Origin of the sequence: Campylobacter sp. LR291e (genome assembly GCF_008633915.1) — a bacterium.
Lineage (GTDB): Bacteria > Campylobacterota > Campylobacteria > Campylobacterales > Campylobacteraceae > Campylobacter_D.
Genome location: NZ_VJNV01000009.1, coordinates 1 through 23,820, shown reverse-complemented (window position 1 = coordinate 23,820; position 23,820 = coordinate 1). Strand labels below are relative to the sequence as shown.

Below are 23,820 nucleotides of genomic sequence, written 5' to 3'. Positions count from 1 at the left end.
TAATTCTTGCTTTAAATGTAAAGCATACTCTCTACTTAAAGATAAATAAAGTTCTTTAATAATTTGTAAATTACCATTATCATAAGCCATTTTAGCATATTGAAAAGCCTTTAATAAATCTTTTTTAAAAGCATAAATTTTAGAAGCTATAAAACAAATTAAAGGTCTATTAGCATTAGCTGCTTTTAAATAAATATCAAAACTTTCACTAAAAATTATTCCTGCAAAGGTTTTTAAAAATAAGCTTTTGCTGAATTTATCTAAGTCTTGTTTTTGCAAACATTGTTCTATTTCATCAAATTTTTCATTTAAACCAAGCATTATTATAAGATGATGAGTTATAGTTACATTTGTGTGTTTATAGGCATTTGCCTTTGTAATCAAGTCTAGTAAAAATTCTTTATCAAAATTTTGCTTTTTGGCTAACATATAAGCTACAAACAAAGAACTTGCTCTTAACTCTTCATCTGTTTTAAAATAATTATGATTTTTTAATATTATATTTATTGTTTCTTTTTTATCAGCATAAATATCTACGCTTTTAGCTTTTCCTATCATGGTAGCAAATCTAGAAAAAAGCGAGCTTCCCCCTCTATAAATTGTCCTAGCCTTTGATAAAAAATATACTTCATATAAATCATACTTCGTTCTTTTGGTTTTATAAGCTTTTAAAATTTCACTTGCAAGTTGAATTTTAATGCCTTTTTTTGCAAAGTCATCACAAACTATCCTAGCATTTTCATCCATATCAGAAAATAAGATTATATTTTTATCCTTTTCATTTTCTATAATCTCTTTTACTATCTCAATAGGCATTAATTTATAAAACATAGAAGCTAAGCAATAAATGTTAACGTCTTCTTGATAGATTATATCCTTTCCTCTAAAATGAATAGCCACAAAGTCTTTTAAGTCTTTTGCCTTATTATCAATCTTTTTTAAATTTTCTTTTATTTCATCGCAAAAATCTATTTCTTTAAAAAATTTCTCAAATAAATTTTTATATTCTTTCTCGCTTATATCGCTTAATTGATTATTTAAATTAAGCAAGGGTGCGTAATATCCAAATTCTTTGTCCCAAGGCTTTTTTATTAATGCTTCTATGTTTTTTTTGCCATTTTGAAAAAATAAGGGAGAAGCAGGGGCTATGCTTTTAGTAAAAGAATATTTTTGCACAAAGTCCTTAGAAAAAAAATCCTCTTCTTTTACTATATTTTCATAAGCCTTGATAGCATTTTTATAATAATCATGCCAACAAAAACCCCATTGACAATTGCTTTTATAAGCTAAAATCATAGCATTTACTATAGTATAAAGACGACCTCCAAGCCCGTCAATCCTAGCTGCTATAAATTTTAAATCATTCATTATCTATAAATCTTTCCAAATTCTTCAAAGCCCTTTCATTATAGGCTTGATAGTTAAATTCCACCTGTTTAACCTCTCCTTTCAAAAAGGCTTCAAGACCATCTTCTAAGGCTTGTTGATTATTTTGGGTAATAAGTCCATATTTGCCATTTTCAAGTACTTCTGTCGCCCCAAATTCATAATCCACACTTACTATTGGAATATTTAAAAGCATAGCTTCATGAAGGACAAGGGGTTGTCCTTCATGAAGGGAAGACATCACAAAACAAGATGATTTTTTTAAGTAAGGATAAGGATTTGCAATGTAACCTAGTAAAAATACACTATTTTTAAGTCTAAGTTCTTTTATAAGTCTAGTTAAATCAGGCTTTAAAGGACCATCGCCTAAGATTAAAAGCCTAGTTTTTGGGTATTTTTTATGAATGTTACAAAATGCCCTTATAAGCTTTGCTTGGTCCTTTTCTATGCTTAAACGGGCTATATTTATAAAGATTTGAAAGCCTTGTTTAAAGTACTTTAAACCCTTTTTGTCTAAATCTAGCTTTGATTTTGCTAAAATCTCATCTGCATTTATGAAATTTGGAGCTGGTTTGAATTTATCTTTTTGTATATTATAAATCTCACTTAAATCCTTTAAATTTAACTCATTTGTATCCTTACTTACAGAAAGTAAAAAATCATACTTATCATAGATATTAAAAGTCATTTCAAGGTAAGGAAAACGTTTTTGACACTCTCCTAACATGTTATTATGCAGATAAATTATCTTTTTAAAATCCCCTTTTGCATAGGCAAATAAGAGATTTAAAAGCCTAGTATAGCCATCATACTGGATTAACACGTTAAAATTAGCATCGCCAAAATTTCTTTTAAATTCCCTTTCATATGCCTTTTTAAAGGCTTGTTCTTGTAGTTCATTTGTCCTTTTTATGCTAAATTCAACATGCGTTAGTAAAAATTCCTCTTCAACACTTAAATTTAAAGCCCCCGTCTTGCAAAGCACGTTACATTTATCTTTAATCTCGTTAAATATAGCCTTTCTTTCAGCAAATGCGTCAATTACGCCTGGTTCTATAAGTACATTTATAGAGTATTTTTCTTTGTCAATGATATTTACAAGGCTTTTAAAGGCACTTGTAATGCCATTTGGTATAAAGGGACCTTCAAAAAATAAAAGATTTATTTTGTTATGTTCTTTTTTATATAATCTACTTTCATCAAATTCATCAAAAAAGAAAAAATCAATCACCCTTTTTGTAGCGTTTTTATCATCTAGTGGAAAAAATTTTTCTTTTAAATGGGCATATTTTCCCTTTTTATTTAAAAAGCCTTCATCGCTTAAAAGAACTTTTACTTCTTCGATACTTTTGCAATAAGAAAGCCCCAAGTCCTTTAAATCAAAATACACTCCCCTTTCTTTTTTATACTCTTCATAATCATAACAATAATAAATTATACTTTTATCCATACACATAAAATCAAAGGCTATACTAGAATAATCAGTGATTAAAATATCAACTATGCTTAAAAGCTCGTTCGTGTCAATATCTCTATCATTTGCATCATAAATTCTACTGCCTATTTTTTCTATATATTTAAGAGTTTCGTAATGCCCTTTAAAAAGAATTTTAAAGGGCATTACGGCTAACTCTTTGAGAAGTTTCGTGATGACCTCGTACTCAAAATTTGCCTCGCCAAAATGTCCTCTAAAAGTTGGGGCATATAAAAGCACTCTTTCGCTTTCTTTTATATTAAACCTTTGCTTTAATTTTTGTTTTGCAACTTCATCATAATTTAAATCATTTCTAGCATAGCCACTTACTAAGGACTTGCCACTATAAATATCAGCTATATCATAGTCTTTTAAGATAACATTTTGAGTAAATTCATTTGGGTTAACTATATGCGTTGTTTGTAAAAAATTTCTTTGACTGTTTGCATGTTCCATAAAAGAAGTTTTTATATGCTTTCCAAGGCATTTTAAGGGTGTTCCATGCCAGGTATTTAGATAAAATTGCCCCTGCTTGCGTATAAAATACTCCCCAAAGGTAGCATTATTTATAAGATATTTAGCACTTGCAAGGTATCTTAGGTAATTATCACTGCCCCTTTTAACTACTATTAAATTCTTAAGCCTCTTATACTCATCTTGCAAAAATTTACTATCTTCTAAGACCCAAATATGAGTAAAATCCTTAAATCTTTCATCCTTTAATAATGCTTTAAAAATAGCATAGGGATTGCAACTCATAAGGCGTCCATGAAAGACCTCATAAAGTATAGTTTTTTCCCTTATGGGTTCGTTTTCATAAAAATGATTGTAACGAGCCTTAAAATTAAAATTGCGATTCTTCAATGCTTTGGTCATAATTCATCTCCCCCCCCCTACAAGTGTAGTAACGCTTACAATTTGCATTTGTAAAAAGACCTCATTTGCCCTTTTTTCTTGCCCTAACTTAGCTAAGCAAAGTCCAAGCCTATATAAATATTCAGTTCTTTTTACATTTGTCCTATTTGCTGCTTCTTCAAAGTGAAGTACTGCTTTTTGAAAATTTTCTTTTCTTTCATAAATTCTTGCTAGATTAAAATGCGTTAAAGCCCTTTGATAGTTTAATTCTAAACATTTTTCATAATAAATTAGTGCGTTTTCAAAATCATACAAAATCTCATAACTAAGCCCTATTTTATCGTATAATTCATCTGAAATTTTAATTTCAAGCTGTTTTAAATAAGCCTTATTTGCCAAGGACCACCTGCCATTTATCTCATGGAAAATTCCAACTCCAATTAATTTTGCATTTTTACTTTCACTAGCTAAACTATCTTGCTTTATAGCATTTTCATAGGCTTTTTTTGCCTTTTCATTTTCATTAAGCATTTGTAGGCAATAACCCATTTCATAGTATAAAGTACTTAGTTTTTCCTTGTTTTCACAAAGCTTAATGCATTCTTCATAAACACTAGCTGCCCTTTGAAAATACTTCATTTTTTGCAAGGCAGTAGCTAGGTCAAGTAGTAAAATGTATTTTTTGCCCTTTTTATTAATTAAATGTTCTAAGTCTAAAATTTCTTTCCACCATAATTTTTCAGCCTTAAAAATGCTTGTGTTTGCGTCTTCAGCTTGATTTAATTGTTGTTTCCAGTTTTCATTATTTGGGTTAAGTTCTAAGGCGTGATTAAAGGCATCAATCGCCATTGAATAATCTTGTACCTTAAAAAAGCACATGCCTATTTTAAAATAATTTTTTGCGTGTTCTGGCATATATTTACTAGCTTTTTCATAGTACATTCTTGCTTTTTCATAATCCTTATCCCTATGATAAATTTTCATAGCAATCAAATAAAATAGATAAAATAAGGCTTTATTCATTTTCATCCTTTAAGCATTCTTTTATAAATTCATCTTCTTTATAAAATTTAAGTTTTTCTAAAATTCTTTTCTTATTATTTTTAGCAAAATCACTCATTAACAAATAATAAAGGCAAATTATCATTTGTTTTTCGTTTGTTACTTCTAAATTTGGAGTATCTAAAAAGCTATTAAATTCTAAGCTATTTTTTGGTACTTGCCAATTAGGACCGTAATTTTCTTCTAAATATAAGTTATGATTTAAAGGGGCTTTTGCCTTTAAGCCTAAAAATTCATAATCAGTAAGGGTAAAAAAGGAATTTTTCCACCTTAAAAAATCCCCATTATGATAAATTTTATCTCCTTCTTTATAATGTATAAAAATATCTATATAAATGCCATTTAAGTGATAAAACTGCACAAAATGTTCATGGTATAAACTAGCTAAGATAAAATTGCTATCTTTTATAATCATACTTTGCAAGTCTTTAAGCTTTATATCAAAAACGCCTAAATCTATATCATAATCTGTGCTTATAAAATTTTTATCCCTAATAAGACCTAAGAAAGTACCACTTATTAAAAAATATTCTTTATTGTGTTTTTTAAAAAGCTTGTCTAAATCTTGCAAGGCTTGTAGGGCGTTTTTTAAAGACATTGCTTTTTTGATTGATTGTTGATTTTTGCCACTTAAAAGCACAACTTTTACTAAATTTTTTTGAAATTTAAAAACTTCTTCGCTATTTATGGGAATTTGAATACAACTTAAATGCCTTGCTATCTCGTGTTTATGACTTTTAAATTTGGTAAAATTATTTAAATTTTGCTTATAAATTTTTTCTACTCTTAAAAAATCTTTATCATCTTGTATTAATTTTGCTAAGATATCCCAAGACTTTATCCTATCACTTGTTTTAATTAAATTTTCTATTAAGATAAAGGCTTCTTCTTTTTTTCCTAAAAATTTTAAAATTTCACATTTAAAATAACTTGCATCTATGCTTTTTGTTTTGCTTAAAAAGGCATTTATGTAAGTTAAGGCTTTTTCAAAATCACCCTTTGTAAAATATAATCTTGCCTTGTAAAGCTTTGCTAAATTTATATTAAAAAAATCTAAAAAATTGATTAATTTGTCTGCTCGTTTTAATCTTGCATTTTGTAAAAGACTTTCTAAAATATAAGCAAAAACCAAAAAAAGCTTAGTTCTGCTTTGTCTATAAGCAAAAATCAACCTAGCCTTGAAAGTCATTTTTAATTCTTTGTAAAAGCTCACTAGTTGATATATTTTGTGTCCTTGGCAAGTAAATAACCTCACAAATATCCTTAAATTCGTCAAACTTACCAGCCCAGTCATCGCCCATTATCAAAATATCAGCATTATATCTTTTTAAATACTCTCTTTTTAACTCCAAACTTTCTTCTAAAAATACGCTATTTACAAATTTTAAACCAGCTACTATATGAGCCCTTTCTATCTCATTCATTATAGGATAACGATTTTTCTTGCTAAAATTTAGTTTATCTGAACTAATACCTACAAAAAGTTCATCTCCATAAGTAGCAGCCCTTTCTAAAAGCTTTAGGTGCCCAAAATGAAACAAATCAAAGGTCCCAAAGGTTAAAACCCTTTTACGATTTAAATGCAAAATAATCCTTAAAACTTAAAATAACTTTAAAAGTTTGAAAACTACTATTTTCAAAACAAAAAAGCTTAAAAAATCACGCAAAAATTTTTGATTTTTTAGTCTTTAAAAAGTGAATTGTACTTTATTTTCTCTATAATCAAACTTAAATTTTCTGTTTTTTTTTTTTTTTCAAATTTAAGTTTAAATTTATCTAACAATTCTTTTTTTTCACAAAATCTTTAAAATTTAAATTTAGCTTAAAATCCTTAAGTTTAGGCATTTAATTCCTTAAAAATTTCTTAATAAAAGTTTGAAAATAGTAGTTTTCAAACTTTTAAAGTTATTTTAAGTTTTAAGGATTAAACCATGATACGTTTAAGAAAAAAATTACTTAAACTTAGACAAAATCCTAAAGCTTTTTTTGTGGATGCTATCTTAAAAAAGAACTTTTTGATAAAAGGAATTATAAATTCTGTGAAGGCAAAAAAGAAAAAAAGCGAATATAAATTTATAGTAATTACTGCTTGTTATAATAGTGCTAAATATTTAAACGATTATTTTAAAAGCTTTATTAATCAAAGGCTTGATTTTAAAAATAATATTTTGCTTATTATGATTGATGATGGAAGTATTGATAATAGTGCTAATATAATTAAAAAATATCAAAATAAATTTAGTAAGAATATCTTTTATATACATAAAAAAAATGATGGTCCTGCAAGTGCTAGAAATACGGGCTTAGAATTTATTAAAGATTTAAAATTAAATAAAGAAAAAACTTATATTAGTTTTAAGGATAGTGATGATTTTATAGATTTTGAGTATTTTTATGAAGTGGATAAATTTTTAAATGAGCATGAGAATTTAGCCTTAATTGCTACAAATTTGATTTTTTACAAAGAACAATATACGATGCTTGATGATACTCATCCATTAAGATATAAATTTAAAGAAGATATTATTATAAATACTAATACTACAAATGATTTTATACAATTATGCACACATGCAACAGAAATAAGGCTAGGTTTAATAAATAATTTAAAATTTAATGAAAAAATAAAACCAAATTTTGAAGATGCTTTTTTTATAAATATATTTTTACTAAATAATTATGGGTGTAAAATCGCCTTTTTAAAAGATGCAAGGTATTATTATAGAAAAAGAAGTGATAAGAGTTCTTTGCTTGATAATTCTCTTAGCAAAGATTATTTTTTAACTACTATTAAAGAAGGATGCTTTAAGCTTTTAAAAGAGTATAAAGAAAAATTAAATTTTATACCCTTTAATACCCAGCTTGTTTGTCTTTATCATATATCTTATCAAATAAAGCCTATAATTAATAACGAAAACAATCTTTCTTTATTAAATGATAGCGAAAAAAAAGAATATTTAAGCCTGCTTGATGAGTGTTTTAAATTGATTGATAAAGATAGCATTTTAAATTATAGGCTTTCTAATCTAGCTTTTTGGCATAAAATAGGTATCTTAAACTGCTTTAAAAATGAAAAACCACATATTCAAACTATGTTTATAAAAGAATTTGATAAAGCTAAAAATATGGTTTTGTTTTCTTATTATACAAACGATATTAATGAAAATATTGATATATTGTGCGATGAAGTAAGGCAAGATATAAGATATAAAAAAATAGTTTTAAATGACTTTTTAGGACGAGTTTTTATATGTGAAATAAGACTTTGGATAAAGCTAAATCTAAAAGCACAAATTTTAACAGCCATTATAAATAATAAAAAAGCCTTTATTAATTTTAGCAATAAAGATTATCTAAGATTTGATATAAGTTTAATTACTAAAAAATTAAGCTTCTTAGCTGCTCAGGGTAAGGCTTGGATTTTTATGGATAGACATAATCAAGCTGATGATAACGCTGAACACCTATATAAATATGTGCAAAAACACTACCCTAAACAAGAAATTTATTTTGTACTTTCTAAGAAAAGTGAAGATTGGGGTAGGCTTAAAAAAGATGATTTTAAGCTAATAGATTATCAAAGCAAGGCTTATTATAAGACTATTTTGAAAGCTGGTAAGTTTTTAAGCTCACAAGCAGATTATGTGATATTAAAGGATTTTAATAATAAAGAATTTATTTTTTTACAACATGGGGTCATTTTAAATGATTTACATGAATGGCTTAATTCAAAAAATATATCCTTATTTATAACTTCTTCAAAAAATGAGTACAAGGCTATTGCAAGCGATTTTTCTAAGTATAAATTTGGTAAAAAAGAAGTTTTACTAAGTGGCTTAGCAAGGCATGATAGTTTAACAAATACCATACTTATAACGCCTAGTTGGAGAAGGTATTTAGGTGATTTTTCGGATATTAATTTTTATAAAAATAATAATTTTTATAAAAGTGAGTTTTTTATAATGATAAATAATCTTTTACAAAGTGATTTTTTAAAAGAATTAGCCCAAAAACACGGCTATGAAATCATCTTTCGCCCACACCCAATCATGCTTAATTTTTTTAAAAAATTTCCAATTCATATAAAAGTATCAAATGAATCCTATCAAGCCTTATTGAAAAGGGCTAAGCTTATGATTACTGATTATTCTTCCATATCCTTTGAAATGGCTTATTTAAACAAACCAGTAATTTATTATCAATTTGACAAAAAAGAAAATTTTAATAATCATACATACCAGCAAGGTTATTTTAACTATGAAAAAAATGGCTTTGGACCTGTGGTGTATGATTTGCAAAGCCTATTAAAAGAACTTGAACTTTTATCTAAAAATGATTTTAAGCCGGACAAAAAATACTTAGAAAATATGCAAGTTTTTGCCTATAAAGATGGCAAGGCTTGTAAAAGAATTATAGATGCGATTTTAGAACTAGATAGGGTAGAAAGTTGATTTTTAAAGAAATAGATTGTGATATTTTAGATAATGATATTATAAAAAAAGATACTTGCATAATATATGATTTAGGTAAAGATATAGACATTGATATAATAAGATTTAATGATAAAAATGTCGTAGTTAGCATTGCAAAAGATGATGAAAAATTTGTAGTTTGTGATAAAACTTTGTTTAAATTTTATGAAGAATATACAGAAGTACAACTTTATGCTACAAAAGAACTAAGATTTATAAAATTTGAAAATTTAAGCCATGAATTAGATATAAAAATTTTTAAAAGAAAGATAAATTTAATCATTATGCCTATTCATAATTCTGGTTTAGGCGATAGAATCATAGCTATTTTAAATGCTATTTATTTAGCAAGGCATACGAATTTAAAATTTGGTTTTTTATGGAGTGAGTTAAAAGTTGATGATTTTATAGATATTGCTAAAAAAGAAGATCTTTTTGAAAAAGAGTTTTTATTTAATCATTGTTATGATGAAAAAGAATTTAAATGGAGTTGGAGTAATCTATCCTTGCCTAGGCTAACATTAAAAGAGTATGAAAAAAAAGAAAATTTTACTCAAACCTTTGGTTATTTTATGGGACATGGTTTTTTAAATGTTGCAAATTTACCAGATAATTATTTAACAGAATATAAAATTTTATTTTATGAATTGCCTTTTAAAAAAGAATTAAAAAGCTTAATGCAAGATATGAATGAAAAAGCAAAAAAACTTGGAGATTTTGTGGTAATTCACATAAGAAGTGGAGATATTGTTTATGGCAAAAGAATGTGGTTGGCACATGAAAATTTTATCTTATTCAAAGCAATGCCAACTGAAATAGCCCTAGAACTTATAATTTTAAATTTTGATAAAAAGGTTTTTTTAGCCTATGAAGATGAAGAACAAGCATTAAATTTAAAAACTTATATAAAAGAAAAATATAACAAAGAAATTTATTTTATAAGAACTTTTATAGATACTAAGCTTGATAAATTTAAACAAACCTTTTCTGAGCTAATATTTATGTCTAATGCAAAAGAAATTTATAGTGGTGGAAGTGGCTTTTCAAGATTAGCTAGTGCCATAGGAAGCACTAAATATCCTACTCATTATAATACTATTTTTAAACAAGAAAAAATTTTTGATATTATAAATAAAAACTTTGCCACTATTAAAATCCATTATTTGCAAAATGTGTATTCTACTATAGTATTATATATTTTTGCAAGAAAATTAAATAAAGATGAAAAAGCTATACAAGAATTTTTACTTAGAGGACTTGACTTTGATAAACACCCTGTTTTGTTATGTTTAGTGATTGATTCTTGTTTGAAAGTGTATGATTTTGAAAAAGCTAGTTTTTATTTAAAACAAATAAAATTAGATATTTTTAAAAAATATTATTTTATGCTTAATTATGATATTTTTTTAAAATATTGTGAAACTAGGTTTGTAAATGCCTTAAAAACTACAATACAAAAACCCATTAATAATGACTTATGCAAGACATTTTTTTGTATTTATGGCATGTCTGTTGTAATAGTAAAAAATCATCTTTCTTATAAATTTGGCAAAATTCTTATAGAAAATTCTCATTCTTTTATATCTTGCTTAAAAATACCTTATTTATTATTTGCAACTGCTATCAACCATAAAAATTTAGATTATTTAGACGCTTCTATACCACTTAAATATTATAGTGATTATCAAGAAGCTTTAAAAATACAAAAATATTTTACTTATAAACTTGGTTCTGCTTGGATTAAAGCTTATAAAAATAAATGGCGTTTAGGTTTATTAAAATTTATTTTTAAAGATATAAAGGAATTAAAGAAAAGATATAAGAAAAATTAAAAAATTGTTTAATACTTGAAATTTATGAATTTAAAGCATTAATATTTATGAAAATTTATCATTTAAATCTCAAAAAATATTAATTATATAAAACATTTTTACCCCAAAAAAGTTTAAAAAATATATTTTTCAAACTTTTTTTGAAAGAGATGAAAAATGATTAAAAAATTTAAAAACTTAGCTAAAACGATTAAAATTGCTATATTAATATTTTTAAGATAAAATATTATATTTTTAGATTTTAAGGGTTTGAAAAAAAAGATGAATTTGCCAAATACTCTTGCTTTGCTTAGGATGATTTTAGCTCCATTATTATTTTTTTTAATGACGCATTATTTTGAGAATATTCATCAAAGCTGGATTGATTATTTTGCAACCCTTGTTTTTGGCATAGCTGCGTTGAGTGATTTTTTTGATGGCTTTGTGGCAAGGACTTGGAAACAAGCAACTAAACTTGGGGCTATTTTAGATCCATTAGCTGATAAAATGCTTATCTTAGCAGCATTTTTGGGGCTTTTGATTTTGGGCAGGGCAAATGAGTGGATTATTTATTTGATACTTGTAAGGGAATTTTTTATCACAGGTTTTAGGGTGGTTATGGCAAGTGAAAATTTAAATGTAAGTGCATCCTTTGCTGGTAAGCTTAAAACTGGCTTTCAAATGACAGCTATCATTTTTTTAACTATGCAATGGCAATTTGGCGATATTATCCTTTATGTAGCCTTTTTCTTAACCCTTTATTCTGGTTTAGAATACATTTATAAATATGTGAAATTTATTAAGTTAGGTATACGATGAAATCTTTAATTTTTCTTATTTTGGTTATTGCTTTGGGGGTGCATTATTATTCTTTTGAATTTTTAATCACGCTTTTAGTGATTTCTTTTTTGATATTTTTTCATGAATTAGGGCATTTTTTAGCTGCGAAATCCTTAAAGGTTAAGGTTGAAGTTTTTAGTATAGGCTTTGGAAAAGCCCTTTTAGAAAAAGAGATTAATAATACAAAATATAGGCTTAGTGCCTTGCCCTTTGGAGGGTATGTAAAGCTTAAAGGACAAGATGATTTAAGTCCTAGCAAAGAGGTCTTTGAAGAAGGAAGTTATAGCCTATTAAGTCCTTTGAAGAAAATTTATATACTCTTTGCAGGTCCTTTTTTTAATATATTTTTAGCCTTTTTGCTTTATTTGATGATTGCAAATTTAGGGGTTGAAAAAAGGGTAGCTCAAATCGGTGGATTTAGTGAAAATTCTGCTGCAAAAATGGCTGGTTTTAAAGAAGGGGATATTATTTTAGCTATTAATGGGGTTAGTATTAAAAGTTTTGATGAAATTTCGCCCTTGCTAAGTGGTGGAAATTTAAATATACTGATAAAAAGAGAAAATGAAAACTTGAATTTATCAGTTACGCCTACACTAGGTACCTCTTACAATGAATTTATGCAAATGATACAAAAACCCTTACTTGGCATTTATCCAGCACAAAATTTAACTACTATTTATTATAAGGGGCTTGATGGCTTAAAATATGCTTATGAAGAAAGCATAAACGCGTCCTTACTTATAGTAAAAGGCATTGCAAAATTAATAAACGGTGAGATAGAAGCAAAAAATTTAGGTGGCATTATAACCATGGTTGATGTTACTTCAAAGGCTGCTGGTATTAGTTTATCGGTGCTTTTACTTATTACTGCATTAATTTCTATAAATCTTGGAATCTTAAATTTATTGCCTATTCCTATGCTTGACGGGGGTCATATTTTGTTTAATTTATATGAAATGTTTTTTGGAAAAAAAGTGCCTTTAAAGGTCTTTGAATACTTAAGTTATGGTGGAATGGCTTTGCTTTTAAGCTTAATGATTTTTGCAACCTTTAATGATATTTTAAGGTTTATGCACTAAATTTTATTTATAACAAATTAAGTTTTTTTAGCTAAAATTCAACTCTTGCTTTATGCAAAATCCTTGCCTGTTTTTTTAAAAAAATGGGCTTAATATCCACAAGGAGAAAATATGAAACACTACGAGGTTTTATTTATTTTAAAGCCTACTTTGACAGAAGAAGAGCTTAATGCTAAGGTGGAATTTGTTAAAGAAATTCTTAACTCAAATGGTGGTACCATTGAAAGCGTTGTTCCTATGGGCACTAGAAAGCTTGCTTATAAGATTAAAAAATACGAAAGAGGAACATATTTTGTAATTTATTTTAAGGCACCTACTACCTTAATCGCCGAACTTGAAAGGGTGCTTAGAATTACAGAAGAAGTGATTAGATTTTTGATTGTTAAGTATGAAAACAAAAAAGAAATTGCTGCTTGGGAAAAGCTAAGTCATGGTATTAAACAATCTAAAAAAGAAATCAAACCTATAGATGCACCTGAAATTCAATAGGAAAAGATATGTTTAACAAAGTTGTTTTGGTTGGGAATTTAACAAGAGACATTGAAGTACGATACATTGCAAGTGGTACGGCGATTGGTTCATCGGCTATTGCTGTAACTAGAAAATATACAGCTAATACAGGTGAAAAAAGAGATGAAACTTGCTTTATTGATATTAGCTTTTTTGGTCGTACAGCAGAAATAGCAAATCAATATTTGCGTAAGGGCAGTAAAATTTTGATTGATGGACGTTTGCGTTTTGAACAATGGGTTGATCAAAATGGTCAAAATCGCTCAAAACATAGCGTTTATGTCGAAACTATGGAAATGCTAGGGGGAGGTCAAGGAGGGGGAAATAATTATAGTCCAAATTCTAGTGGCTATAACAATAACTACATGTCTCAGGGCAATAGTTATGACCCATATGGCGAAGATAGAAATTTTAGACAAAACAATTACAATGCAAATTTTCCAAAAGGTCCATCTCCACAGCAAAATTTACAAAACCAAAACCAAGAAAAACTCAAAGAAATCGACGTTGACGCTTATGATGACGAAGATAAAGAGTTACCATTTTAAAAGGATACATTATGGCAGAAAAAAGAAAATATTCACGCAAATATTGCAAATACACCGAGGCTAAGGTTGAGTTCATAGATTACAAAGATACAGCTATGTTAAAACATGCTTTGTCTGAACGTTTTAAGATTATGCCTCGTCGCTTAACAGGGACTAGCAAGAAATATCAAGAAATGGTAGAAGTTGCTATTAAAAGGGCTAGACATGTGGCACTAATCCCTTACATAGTTGATAGAAAAAATGTTATAAGTAATCCATTTGAAGGCTTATAATATATTTAGTTTCTAAATTTTTTAAATTTAGAAACTAATTAAAAAAGGCTTCTTTAGCTACAAAACTATATTTTTTATTTATAAAAATTTCTTCATTAACACCTTTATTTGCATTTATAGAAACGCTTATATTTGCTGTTATTACCCCTTCTTTTGATAAATTTACGTCACTATTTATATTTTTAAAAACAAAATTTTCACACTCACCAAAGGCATAAAAATAATCAATCCTTATAGTATCATTTATACTTGGATAATTAAAACTTATGGAATTTAGGCATTCTTTATTATCATTTTTTGCTATATATAAAAAGTATTTTGCTAAATTTTTTCCATTTGAGGCTAAAATTTTGCCTTGTAAATATTTATGCGTATCGCTTACTATTCTTGGTGTATAGCTTGTTATATTAAGGCTTAGGCTAATGATTAATGCTATAAAAGATATAATAAAAACAGCACTAAATAAGGCATAGGCATTTTTCATAATGCCAACTTTTCTAAGCAAAAATCCTTAACACAAAGCTTTAAGCTATAAAAATTTGTATTATAACTAAGCTTAAATTCGCTTATATTTTTTGCTAAAATAGCACTTTGTTTAAGACTTTCATCTGTAATATTTGGATAGATATTATAAATTAAATCATCATTTTCTAAACTAAAATTAATCTTAGCAAGTATGGGCGTAAAAAAGCCATTAAAATCACTACTTACGCTAACATTATTATCATTAATAACTTGTAAGGTGATTAATTTATCGTCATTAAGGGCAAAAATTCTTTGATTGCTATCATTAAAAAGTTTTTTTCTATTTTCTAAAATTTGACTTAATTTAGCATTTGGTATATAAAAATGAGAATTTATTTTTAAAAGCAAGGATGAATTTAACAAAGAAAGTTTTTTATTTTCTAAATTTAATAAATTTTCACTATCTTTTAATAAGCAATTAAAACCATTATTTTCAATGTTTATATCAATGCAGTTTGAAAGTATTTTATCCATAAATAAAAGGGCTAAATTTATGTCAATTGTCAAGCTATCTTCTTTTAAATGCGTGAAATTTAAGCGATAACTTTCTTGCAAGGGCTTAAAAATAACGGCAAAGATTATGCCTAAAAGTACTATTACAAGTATGTTTTCAACCAAACTAAAAGCTTGTTTCATTTAAAATACACGCTTAAATTATTTTCATTTGCTACTAATGAATTTAAGCTAAAATTTGAATTACTTGCTTTATTTTGGTTTAATTTTACTTCGCCAAAAGAACTTATTTGAAGACTTATAAGACTAGTTTGTGGATTTTGATAAAGTTCTTTTTCTAAATCATATAATTTTTGTAAATAATTTATATAAGAACTAAAAATATAGCTTTGTTCGTGAAATTTAAAAAAGCCTGAAAAAACTATGCCCAAGATGATTATGACAGCTACAAGTTCTATTAATGAAAAGGCTTTCATTTATTTGAACTAGCACTAATTGCTTCAAAAAATGCCGTTCTTATGCCATTTTTTTCAAGTGCCCTAACGCCCTTTATGCTAACTCCTGCTGGTGAGCAAACATTTTCTTTAATAATGGCAGGGTGTTCGTGCTTTAAAAGCTCACTCGTGCTTTTAAAAAGTGCCTTTGTTAAATCATAGCTTAAATTTTTATTAAGCCCTTCTAAAACGCCACCTCCTGCTATGCTTTCAGCAACCATTGCTAAAAAAGCAGGACCACAGCCACAAATAGCAGTTGCTACTGGCATTTGTTCTTCATTATCTAACTCATAAGCATAACCAAAACTTTGCAAAATGGCTAAAATTTCATCCTTAAATTTTTCATTTTTCAAAACAAAAGGGGTAGCTGATACCTTATATTTTGCAGCAATATTTGGCATAATTCTAACTATATTTTGTGCTTTTATAGAAGAAAGTTTATTTAAATTTGTATTTGCCAAAACTGAGATAAGAATTTTTGCCTCGCCTCGAAGTAATGTAGAAACTTCATCAAAGGCATAAGGCTTAAAGGCAAGAATGGCATTTTTATCATCTAGGTTAAAATTTTCATAAAGCAAGGTTTTAAAGCCTTGCTCTTTTAAAGAAGATAATTTTGAAAGGTTGCGACCCACAAAAATGACTTCATAATTATCTTTCAAACCATGGGCTAAGGCCTGTGCCATAACTCCATTTGCAAGTATATAAATACTTGGCATTATTGCTTTATATACTTTGAAATTTTATCAGCTTGAAAATAATTAGGATAGTACCCAATATCCAAAATAACTTGCACGATTGTATTATTATCTTTATTTATAACAAAGGGTGCTAAGAAATTCACTGTTGATTCACCAACTGTTTTAGCAAGTCCAACTGTGTTATAAATTTCTACGTGCTTTGAATCATTAGTTATTCCAAGTAAGGCTTGGTAATTTGCAGGAATATCAAATTCATACTCTGGTCTAATCGCATAAGGATTGATAAGAACGATTGTAAAATCATCTCCGTCAAGGCTTTTAATTTGAACGAATAAATCATCGATTTTGCTGAGTTCAACCTTGCTAGTTTTTTCAAATCCCACAATAGGATATTTGACATCTAATGTCATTTTTTCTCCTTCTTTTTAAAATCGTTGATTAGATATTTTAACATAAAAAACAAATAAAAAGGGCAAAAATTTAAAAAATATTTAACTTTTTTCAAATTCTTAAATTATATATTAAAGCGTTATATTTAAATGATTTTTACTTAAAACAAGCTGTTTTAAACCCTTTTTAGCTATATTTTGCAAATAATTTTCAATACTTTCAAGCCATTCTTCATTAAGATTAAATTCACTATGCCTTATAAAATGAAAGGTACTTAACCTTTCCAAGCCTTCAATATGCCTTTTTTGCAAAAAGGTAAAAAATTGCTTTAAAATAGGCACTCCAAAAAAGCTTTTCCATTTGAAAACTGCATTTTCAATATCCCTTAACTGATTTTCTTTAAGTAAGTTAAATAAAGAAAAACCATTATCAAAAAGAGGTGCTGGTCTTAAAAGTTCATTTGTATTATTATTGATTATAAAGCCAAAATTTGTATAGTTTCTTGCAAGATTAGCTATTAAGCCATCAAATATCATTATATCTTGCCAGGTATTTTTATCAAAATACATTTTAAGCCTTTTGTCTATGATAAAATTACTCATTGCCACAAAGCCCTCATTTTCATTAGTAAAGCTTTCACAAACACAAACTAGATTATTATAAAATGTTTTTAAATCGTATTCAACGCAAGGAAAATTCATAATCTTAGCAATTTGTGCCATATAAAATTCACCAAAGGCCTCTTTTGTGCCATAAACTATGATTTTATTTTTATCAAGCCTATTATCTATAATCTTTCGCCCATTGCCCTTATAAAGATAAAATTTATCATTTTTTTTATTCCAAGCCTTATTAAGAGAACCGCCCGTTGTAAATTCAGGCGATAAAATAAGTCCTTTGTCAATGTATTTTTCTTTGCCCAAAAAGGCGACTTTCATTAGACTTTTATCAATATCATTTTTGTATAAATTTACTTTTTCCCAATCGTAATTTTTATACAAAGGGCTTATAAAATAACTATCATTTATAGACAAAGCAAGGGTTTTATTTAAATACTCATCTATATTAAGCCTTGCTTTTTTAGTAAGGGTTGAAAAAATTTGCCTTTGATTGATTCTATATCTTGGAATTTGCCTTATACTAAGCCATTTTTGCATTTCTTGATTAATGGTATTTGCTTTTTTACTAAAATAAAGTGGTAAAAATTTCTCATTTATTATCCTAGCGTTTTGTACCCTAAAAATATTAGCAAAATTATGTTTGTAATCTTGCTTAGTATTAAAATCTAAAATATCATTTTGTACTTCAAATTCTAAAACTTCCTTATTTTGGTGTTTTAAAAGGTATTTTTTACTCATTTTAAATCATATTTTTCAAGCAATTTTTCATAACTGCCATCTTGCTTAAATTCTTGCAAGGTTCTATTAAATTTTAAAATTATTTCTTTATGTTTATCCTTTTCAAAGGCAAAGCTAAGTCCGCTACTTCCATCATTTTCTTCAAAAAATACTTCTAATTCAGCATTTTCTTTTAAATAGCCTCTAGCCACGTCTTTATCAGCAACCACTGCATCAATTTTTTTATTTTTTAAGGCTAAAATGGCTATATTTAAGTCTTCATTTGTTTGAACATCTGCATTTTTAATATTTTTTGCGGCCACTTCTTGCAAGGTGCCAAGTTGAACACCTATTTTAAGGTTAGTTAAATCATCTTTATTTTTAAGCTTTGTGTTATCTTTATGCTTTATGTAAAGATTTTTAGTTAGATAATAAGTATCGCTAAAATCAACATTTTTTGCCCTTTCTTCTGTCTTACTCATAGCAGAGGCTATCATGTTAATTTTACTTGTTTTTAAGGCTGGAATAAGCCCATCAAAGCTAAGTTCTTGCCAAGTTATTTTTATACCTTCTTTCTTAGCTATCATTTCTACTAAATCAACATCAAAGCCGGTTAATTTTCCATCTTGTTTATAATCAAAGGGCTTATAATTGGGGGCTATGCCTATTTTAAGACCTTCATCATTATTTGCACAACTTATAATAAAAAGTGCTACAATCATTAAACTAAGTATTTTACGCATATCTTTCCTTATTAAAAAAATGCCTTATTATATAAAAAATTTAGTGAATTCTTTCTAAAAAATTATAGCGATTGACCTCTTCAAAGCTATTATATTTTTTCTTAAATTGCTGAGAAATTCGCTCATTTAACTTTAAATTAAAGCCAAATTGAATAATAGTATCACTTTTTGTAAGCTCATCATCATAATCTCTGTATAAAATACTTATATCAAAGATATAAAAAGGCGTGTAAGAAATTTGATAATTTGATTTTTCACTATCCTTGCTAATATCAAAAACAAACATTTTAAAATTTGGTATTATGCAACTTAGCCCGTATTGCAAACTTTCCTTTTCTTCATCTGGCATATAATAATTTGTATAAGCCTTAACAAAGTGTGTATAAGCAAATTCAGCTCCCACGCTAGTATCGTTTTTATAATTTTTTTGCTTATCTATAAAGCCATTAAACCCTAAAAAATAACCATCCATTTCAAAGCGATTTACTAGACCCCCTGAATATATATAATCTTCTTGTGCTAAAACTAAATCCCTTTGAAAAAATAAAGAATTATATACCCCATCATACAAAGAATATAAATTTGTAATCTCAACAATCCTATTTTCTATATCTATACTGCCCTTTGCCTTATCAGTCCTATTTGTACTTTCAAGGGCATTTTGTAAAAGTTGATTAAAACCATCTTGATAACTTATGCTTTCTGTGCTTACTTGTTTTGGAGAATCTTTGCTTTTATTAAAATCAAAATGAGTAATCTTTCTACTAAAATTCATATCAGCAAGGCTAAAACTTATCATAAATAAAACACACAAGTTTTTAATCATTATCATAATCTCCTTACTAAGTATTATAAAATATAAATTTAAACAAAGATAAATTTTAATATAAAATTAATTTTATAGTTACTTTTTAAATAAGTTTTTATAATATTTTAATATTATATGTTAGTTTTTTATTTAAAAAATGTTTATTTTTAAAAATAAGTAATGTTACTAAATTACTCATAAAATTAACTTATCTTAATTTTTGCCTAAGTTTAATTCAATGTGTAGTATAATAAAATTTTATATTTCAAAAAAGGATTTAAAGTGAAAAAAGATAGTCTTTTAGCTATCGGAGTATTTATTCTAAGCGTTGTAGCCTTTATTATATGGGGTTATAATTACATACCTAATCACTACTTAGTTTTATTTATCCTAGCAAGTATTTTTGGTATATTTATGGCATTTAACATAGGTGGAAATGACGTTGCAAATTCATTTGGGACAAGTGTTGGGGCAAAAACCCTTACTGTTAAACAAGCCTTGGTAATTGCAGCTGTTTTTGAGTTAAGTGGGGCTGTGTTTGCTGGTTCTGAGGTTACAAAAACCATTAGAAGTAGCATAGTTGTTTTACCTGATGACTTAAATCCTATGATTTTTGTTATTATCATGCTTTCAGCCTTGTTAAGTTCGGGTGCTTGGATTTTCATAGCTACAAAAAGAGGATTGCCAGTTTCAACCACTCATAGCATTATAGGTGGTATAGTCGGGGCAAGTGTAACTATGGGTCTTTATAGCTTTAGTGGGACCGAAACCTTATCCATGGTAAACTGGGGCAAGATAGGAGAAATAGCCATATCTTGGGTTATATCACCTGTTTTAGGGGGCATTGCTGCTTATATTATCTTTTCTTTTATACACAAGAAAATTCTAAGACCATCACAAGAATCAAGCGTTTTAACAAAGCAAATAAAACAAGAAAGAAAGAAATTTAAAGAAGAATACTTTAAAACCTTAAAGGCTAAGGTACAAAGCGAACAAATCATAGAACTTAGCCAAATTGTACTTGATGAAAATGACGATGATGAAGAAGATGAAAATGTAAAAACTTCTTATAAAAAGAAATTAAAAGAATTTAAGAAAAAAGAAAAAGAAATTGATGCCTTTTCACATTTAAGAATTTATGTACCGATTGTCGCTTGCGTCGGGGCTGCTGTAATTGCTTCAATGTTTTTCTTTAAGGCACTAAGTAATGTAAATACACTTGATATTGTACAAAATGTGTGGATAGTATTTATAATCGCTTTGGTAGCCTATGTTATAACACTAGCTGTGGTAAAAATCGTTAAAAAAACCGAATTAAGCAAGACAATCGATAGAATCTTTTCTTGGTTTCAAATTTTTACCGCATCAAGCTTTGCATTTTCACATGGGGCAAACGACATTGCAAACGCACTTGGGCCGTTTTCTGCTATACTAGACGTACTTAGAACTCAAACCATAAACCCAACCGCTCCCGTTCCTTTTGCTATAATCTTAATGTTTGGGGTAGCCTTAGTTATAGGACTTTGGTTCTTAGGAAAAGAAGTTATTTCAACCGTTGGTTCAAAACTAGCTGATATTAAGCCAACAACTGGTTTTAGTGCTGAATTAGGAGCTAGTATAGTTATCTTACTTGCTACTCAATTTGGTATCCCTGTTTCTTCAACTCATATCTTAATAGGGGCAGTTTTAGGCGTAGGATTTTATAGTAAAAATGCAAAATGGGGCATGATGAAACCTATAGGTCTAGCTTGGATTATAACCCTACCTGCTGCTGCTATTATGGGAGCTGTTGTATTTGTAGTATTTAAGCTTGCATTGGGCATTTAAAAAAAGGCGGAAAATTCTGCCTTTTAATCCCTTATTTCTCTTAGTAACAAGCCTTTTTTAGAAAAAAAAATGTGTTTTTTCTACACATTTTTACAAATAAAATTTTAATATTTTGTCACTTCGCATTAGATATCTATTTATAATTTTGTATAATTTTTATATCAATTTAATAAAGGAAAAATTATGAAAAATAAAGGACTTAGTTTTAAAATAACTCTATCAGTTGGCATTATGATTATTTGTATTTTGATTATCTCAAATACTTTAAGCTATTTAGATTTTAAATCAAATGCTTATGATATGTTAAGGACAAATCAATATCAATTGATGGAAAATGTGGTAGATAGCTTTGATGAATATGGCAAAAATCGCTTAAATGCTATAAAATCATTAGCAAACGAACTTAGCAAAAATCCAAATTTAAGCAATGAAGAAGTAAGACTTTTAACGCAATTAACAAAGGATTCTTATGGCTTTGACTTAGTGTTTGTTGGCTATGAAAAGACAAATAAAAACCACTACAATGATGGTAGAATTTTAGATTTAAGCACAGGCTATGATATGCAAAATAGACCCTGGTATAAGGATGCTAAAATCGCAAAAGATACTATAATAGTAAAGCCTTATAAGGCACATAGTACAGGTAAAATTTCTATAGGTTATTCAACCCCATTTTATGATAAAACGGGAAATTTAATAGGTGTTGCAAGTAGTACTTATAATATGGTAACCTTTTCAAATGACGTCTTAGCAAAATCTCATTCTAGCATATCTTATGCAGCAGTTTATAGCCCAGAGGGTGAAATTTTATTTCACGAAAATAGTGAAAAAATTCTTAGCAAAAATAAACTGAGTGAAAATATAGCAAATGCTATCAAAGCAAATCCTAACCTGCTTAAAAAAAGTGAAGAAGCCCTATTTTACGCAAAAGATGATAACAATATAAACTACGCCATAATGTGTACAAATGCAAGTGATTCACCTTACATGGTGTGTTCTATAACAAAGGAAAGTTTTTACACTGATGCGATAAATAGGGCCTTTATTAAGCAGATTATAGTTAGTGCCTGTGCTATTATAATAGTACTTATCTTAATTAGTGTGCTTGTAAGTAAAAGTCTAAGTCAAATTCACATTATACAAAAGGGCATTAACTCCTTTTTTGATTTTTTAAATCATAAAATAAAACATACAAGCACTATTAATGTTAAAAGCAATGATGAGTTAGGCATAATAGCAAGTGCCATTAATAAAAATATAGAACAAATTCAACAAAGTATGAAGCTTGATTCAAATTTGGTTAATGAGGTTGTAAATATAGTTAAGGAAACAAAAGATGGCAAATTTGGAAGAAAGATAAAAACAAAAAGCCTAAATCCACAAATGAATCAATTAAGAGATTCTTTAAATGAAATGTCCTTAACCTTGCAAGAATTAGTAGGCGATGACTTAAATTCCATTAGTAAGCTTTTAAAATCCTTTGATGAAAATGACTTTACAGCTAGGATTGAAAAGCCAAAAGGACTTGAAGTAAATATCAATAAAATAGGCATAGCCATTTCAAGAATGCTTAATGAGTCTTCAAACATAGCACAAAATTTAAAGGAAAAATCTCACTTATTAAAAGAAGATGTCTCAGCCCTAGAAGAAAGCACAAATTTACAAATGCAGTCCCTAGAACAAACCTCACAAGCTACCCAAGATACAAATGCGTCAATGCAAAGTATAAATAGCAAGATTTTAGATGTGATTAGACAAAGTGATGATATTAAGGGCATTGTTAACATTATAAAGGATATTGCTGAACAAACAAATTTACTTGCACTAAATGCAGCCATTGAAGCAGCAAGGGCTGGAGAATACGGACGTGGCTTTGCCGTAGTGGCCGATGAAGTTAGAAAACTAGCAGAAAGAACTCAAAAATCCCTTGGCGAAATAGAAGTTAATACAAATGTATTGGTACAATCAATAAACGATATGGCAGATAGCATAAATACCCAAACTCAAAGTATAAAACACATTGATGAAGCCATTATAGAACTTGAAAACATAACCCAGCAAAACGCTCAAATTGCAAGTCGTTCAAAACAAATAAGCGACACAGTTGATAATATGGCTAATGAGATTATAGAAGATGCAAGGCATAAGAAATTTTAAAGGGAGTTTGACTCCCTTTTTTGCGTGAGTTAAAATTTTTTATATTCTTAGCCACAATTTATTTTACTTATTGTAAAGT

At 27.8% G+C, this 23,820-nt stretch carries 22 protein-coding genes and 1 pseudogene; 10 read left to right on the top strand and 13 right to left on the bottom strand.

Annotated elements, in window-relative coordinates:
- The 5 genes from FMM58_RS01940 to FMM58_RS01920 form a co-directional block, all read right to left on the bottom strand.
- Positions 1-1,368, bottom strand: a 1,368-nt coding sequence (locus FMM58_RS01940) for a hypothetical protein (RefSeq protein ID WP_150180337.1), incomplete at its 3' end; no start/stop codon positions are given.
- On the bottom strand, positions 1,361-3,736 hold the full coding sequence (locus FMM58_RS01935; RefSeq protein ID WP_150141832.1) for a glycosyltransferase: 2,376 nt from the start codon (positions 3,734-3,736) through the stop codon (positions 1,361-1,363). The genes FMM58_RS01935 and FMM58_RS01940, both read right to left, overlap by 8 nt.
- A gap of 3 nt (positions 3,737-3,739) precedes the next feature.
- Entirely contained in the window at positions 3,740-4,738 is a 999-nt protein-coding gene (locus tag FMM58_RS01930) for a tetratricopeptide repeat protein (protein ID WP_190317922.1), read from the bottom strand.
- Positions 4,731-5,966, bottom strand: a complete 1,236-nt coding sequence (locus tag FMM58_RS01925) for a LicD family protein (RefSeq protein ID WP_150141834.1) — start codon at positions 5,964-5,966, stop codon at positions 4,731-4,733. The genes FMM58_RS01930 and FMM58_RS01925 overlap by 8 nt, the downstream gene beginning before the upstream one ends.
- Positions 5,950-6,363, bottom strand: coding sequence for an adenylyltransferase/cytidyltransferase family protein (locus FMM58_RS01920; RefSeq protein WP_150141835.1), 414 nt, complete (start codon positions 6,361-6,363; stop codon positions 5,950-5,952). The genes FMM58_RS01925 and FMM58_RS01920 overlap by 17 nt, the downstream gene beginning before the upstream one ends.
- Positions 6,364-6,708: 345 nt before the next feature.
- On the opposite strand from FMM58_RS01920, the gene FMM58_RS01915 reads away from it, so the two are divergent.
- The 7 genes from FMM58_RS01915 to rpsR all read left to right on the top strand — a co-directional run bounded on the left by FMM58_RS01915 (position 6,709) and on the right by rpsR (position 14,309).
- The gene (locus FMM58_RS01915) at positions 6,709-9,228 is read left to right on the top strand and encodes a CDP-glycerol glycerophosphotransferase family protein (protein ID WP_150180336.1); all 2,520 of its coding nucleotides are present in this window, start codon (positions 6,709-6,711) and stop codon (positions 9,226-9,228) included.
- The gene (locus FMM58_RS01910) at positions 9,225-11,081 is read left to right on the top strand and encodes a hypothetical protein (protein WP_150180335.1); all 1,857 of its coding nucleotides are present in this window, start codon (positions 9,225-9,227) and stop codon (positions 11,079-11,081) included. The genes FMM58_RS01915 and FMM58_RS01910 overlap by 4 nt, the downstream gene beginning before the upstream one ends.
- 261 nt (positions 11,082-11,342) lie before the next feature.
- On the top strand, positions 11,343-11,879 hold the full coding sequence (gene pgsA / locus FMM58_RS01905) for a CDP-diacylglycerol--glycerol-3-phosphate 3-phosphatidyltransferase (protein ID WP_150180334.1): 537 nt from the start codon (positions 11,343-11,345) through the stop codon (positions 11,877-11,879).
- On the top strand, positions 11,876-12,979 hold the full coding sequence (gene rseP / locus FMM58_RS01900) for an RIP metalloprotease RseP (RefSeq protein ID WP_150180333.1): 1,104 nt from the start codon (positions 11,876-11,878) through the stop codon (positions 12,977-12,979). The genes pgsA and rseP overlap by 4 nt, the downstream gene beginning before the upstream one ends.
- 111 nt (positions 12,980-13,090) lie before the next feature.
- Entirely contained in the window at positions 13,091-13,468 is a 378-nt protein-coding gene (gene rpsF, locus FMM58_RS01895; RefSeq protein WP_150151826.1) for a 30S ribosomal protein S6, read from the top strand.
- A gap of 8 nt (positions 13,469-13,476) precedes the next feature.
- Positions 13,477-14,037 carry a single-stranded DNA-binding protein gene (locus FMM58_RS01890; protein WP_150140298.1) on the top strand — a complete coding sequence of 187 codons (561 nt, stop codon included), beginning with the start codon at positions 13,477-13,479 and terminating at the stop codon, positions 14,035-14,037.
- Positions 14,038-14,048: 11 nt separating this feature from the next.
- Positions 14,049-14,309, top strand: coding sequence for a 30S ribosomal protein S18 (gene rpsR / locus FMM58_RS01885; RefSeq protein WP_150140300.1), 261 nt, complete (start codon positions 14,049-14,051; stop codon positions 14,307-14,309).
- Positions 14,310-14,343: 34 nt separating this feature from the next.
- Here the strand turns inward: rpsR and FMM58_RS01880 are convergent, their stop codons facing one another.
- The 8 genes from FMM58_RS01880 to FMM58_RS01845 form a co-directional block, all read right to left on the bottom strand.
- Positions 14,344-14,793 (bottom strand): hypothetical protein, encoded by a 450-nt coding sequence (locus FMM58_RS01880; RefSeq protein ID WP_150151838.1) that lies wholly within the window; start codon positions 14,791-14,793, stop codon positions 14,344-14,346.
- Complete coding sequence (locus tag FMM58_RS01875) at positions 14,790-15,470, bottom strand: type II secretion system protein (protein ID WP_150140302.1); 681 nt, start codon at positions 15,468-15,470, stop codon at positions 14,790-14,792. Before FMM58_RS01875 ends, FMM58_RS01880 begins: the two co-directional genes overlap by 4 nt.
- Positions 15,467-15,763: a type II secretion system protein gene (locus FMM58_RS01870; protein WP_150180332.1), complete on the bottom strand. Its 297-nt coding sequence runs from the start codon at positions 15,761-15,763 to the stop codon at positions 15,467-15,469. The genes FMM58_RS01875 and FMM58_RS01870 overlap by 4 nt, the downstream gene beginning before the upstream one ends.
- Entirely contained in the window at positions 15,760-16,497 is a 738-nt protein-coding gene (locus FMM58_RS01865) for a pyrroline-5-carboxylate reductase (RefSeq protein ID WP_150180331.1), read from the bottom strand. Before FMM58_RS01865 ends, FMM58_RS01870 begins: the two co-directional genes overlap by 4 nt.
- A complete protein-coding gene (fliW, locus tag FMM58_RS01860) occupies positions 16,497-16,889 on the bottom strand; it encodes a flagellar assembly protein FliW (protein ID WP_150140308.1) in 393 nt (130 codons plus the stop codon). The genes FMM58_RS01865 and fliW overlap by 1 nt, the downstream gene beginning before the upstream one ends.
- 111 nt (positions 16,890-17,000) lie before the next feature.
- Complete coding sequence (locus FMM58_RS01855) at positions 17,001-18,227, bottom strand: hypothetical protein (RefSeq protein ID WP_150151832.1); 1,227 nt, start codon at positions 18,225-18,227, stop codon at positions 17,001-17,003.
- Positions 18,224-18,949: a transporter substrate-binding domain-containing protein gene (locus tag FMM58_RS01850; RefSeq protein WP_150140312.1), complete on the bottom strand. Its 726-nt coding sequence runs from the start codon at positions 18,947-18,949 to the stop codon at positions 18,224-18,226. Before FMM58_RS01850 ends, FMM58_RS01855 begins: the two co-directional genes overlap by 4 nt.
- 40 nt (positions 18,950-18,989) lie before the next feature.
- Positions 18,990-19,775 carry an inverse autotransporter beta domain-containing protein gene (locus tag FMM58_RS01845; protein WP_190317921.1) on the bottom strand — a complete coding sequence of 262 codons (786 nt, stop codon included), beginning with the start codon at positions 19,773-19,775 and terminating at the stop codon, positions 18,990-18,992.
- Positions 19,776-20,039: 264 nt separating this feature from the next.
- On the opposite strand from FMM58_RS01845, the gene FMM58_RS01840 reads away from it, so the two are divergent.
- The 3 genes and pseudogenes from FMM58_RS01840 to FMM58_RS01835 all read left to right on the top strand — a co-directional run bounded on the left by FMM58_RS01840 (position 20,040) and on the right by FMM58_RS01835 (position 23,741).
- Positions 20,040-21,584 carry an inorganic phosphate transporter gene (locus FMM58_RS01840; RefSeq protein ID WP_150151835.1) on the top strand — a complete coding sequence of 515 codons (1,545 nt, stop codon included), beginning with the start codon at positions 20,040-20,042 and terminating at the stop codon, positions 21,582-21,584.
- A 183-nt stretch (positions 21,585-21,767) separates the two neighbouring features.
- A pseudogene (locus tag FMM58_RS09305) lies at positions 21,768-22,295 on the top strand (PDC sensor domain-containing protein); the annotation flags it as partial.
- Positions 22,296-22,307: 12 nt separating this feature from the next.
- Positions 22,308-23,741, top strand: coding sequence for a methyl-accepting chemotaxis protein (locus FMM58_RS01835; protein ID WP_411675283.1), 1,434 nt, complete (start codon positions 22,308-22,310; stop codon positions 23,739-23,741).
- Positions 23,742-23,820 lie beyond the last annotated feature (79 nt).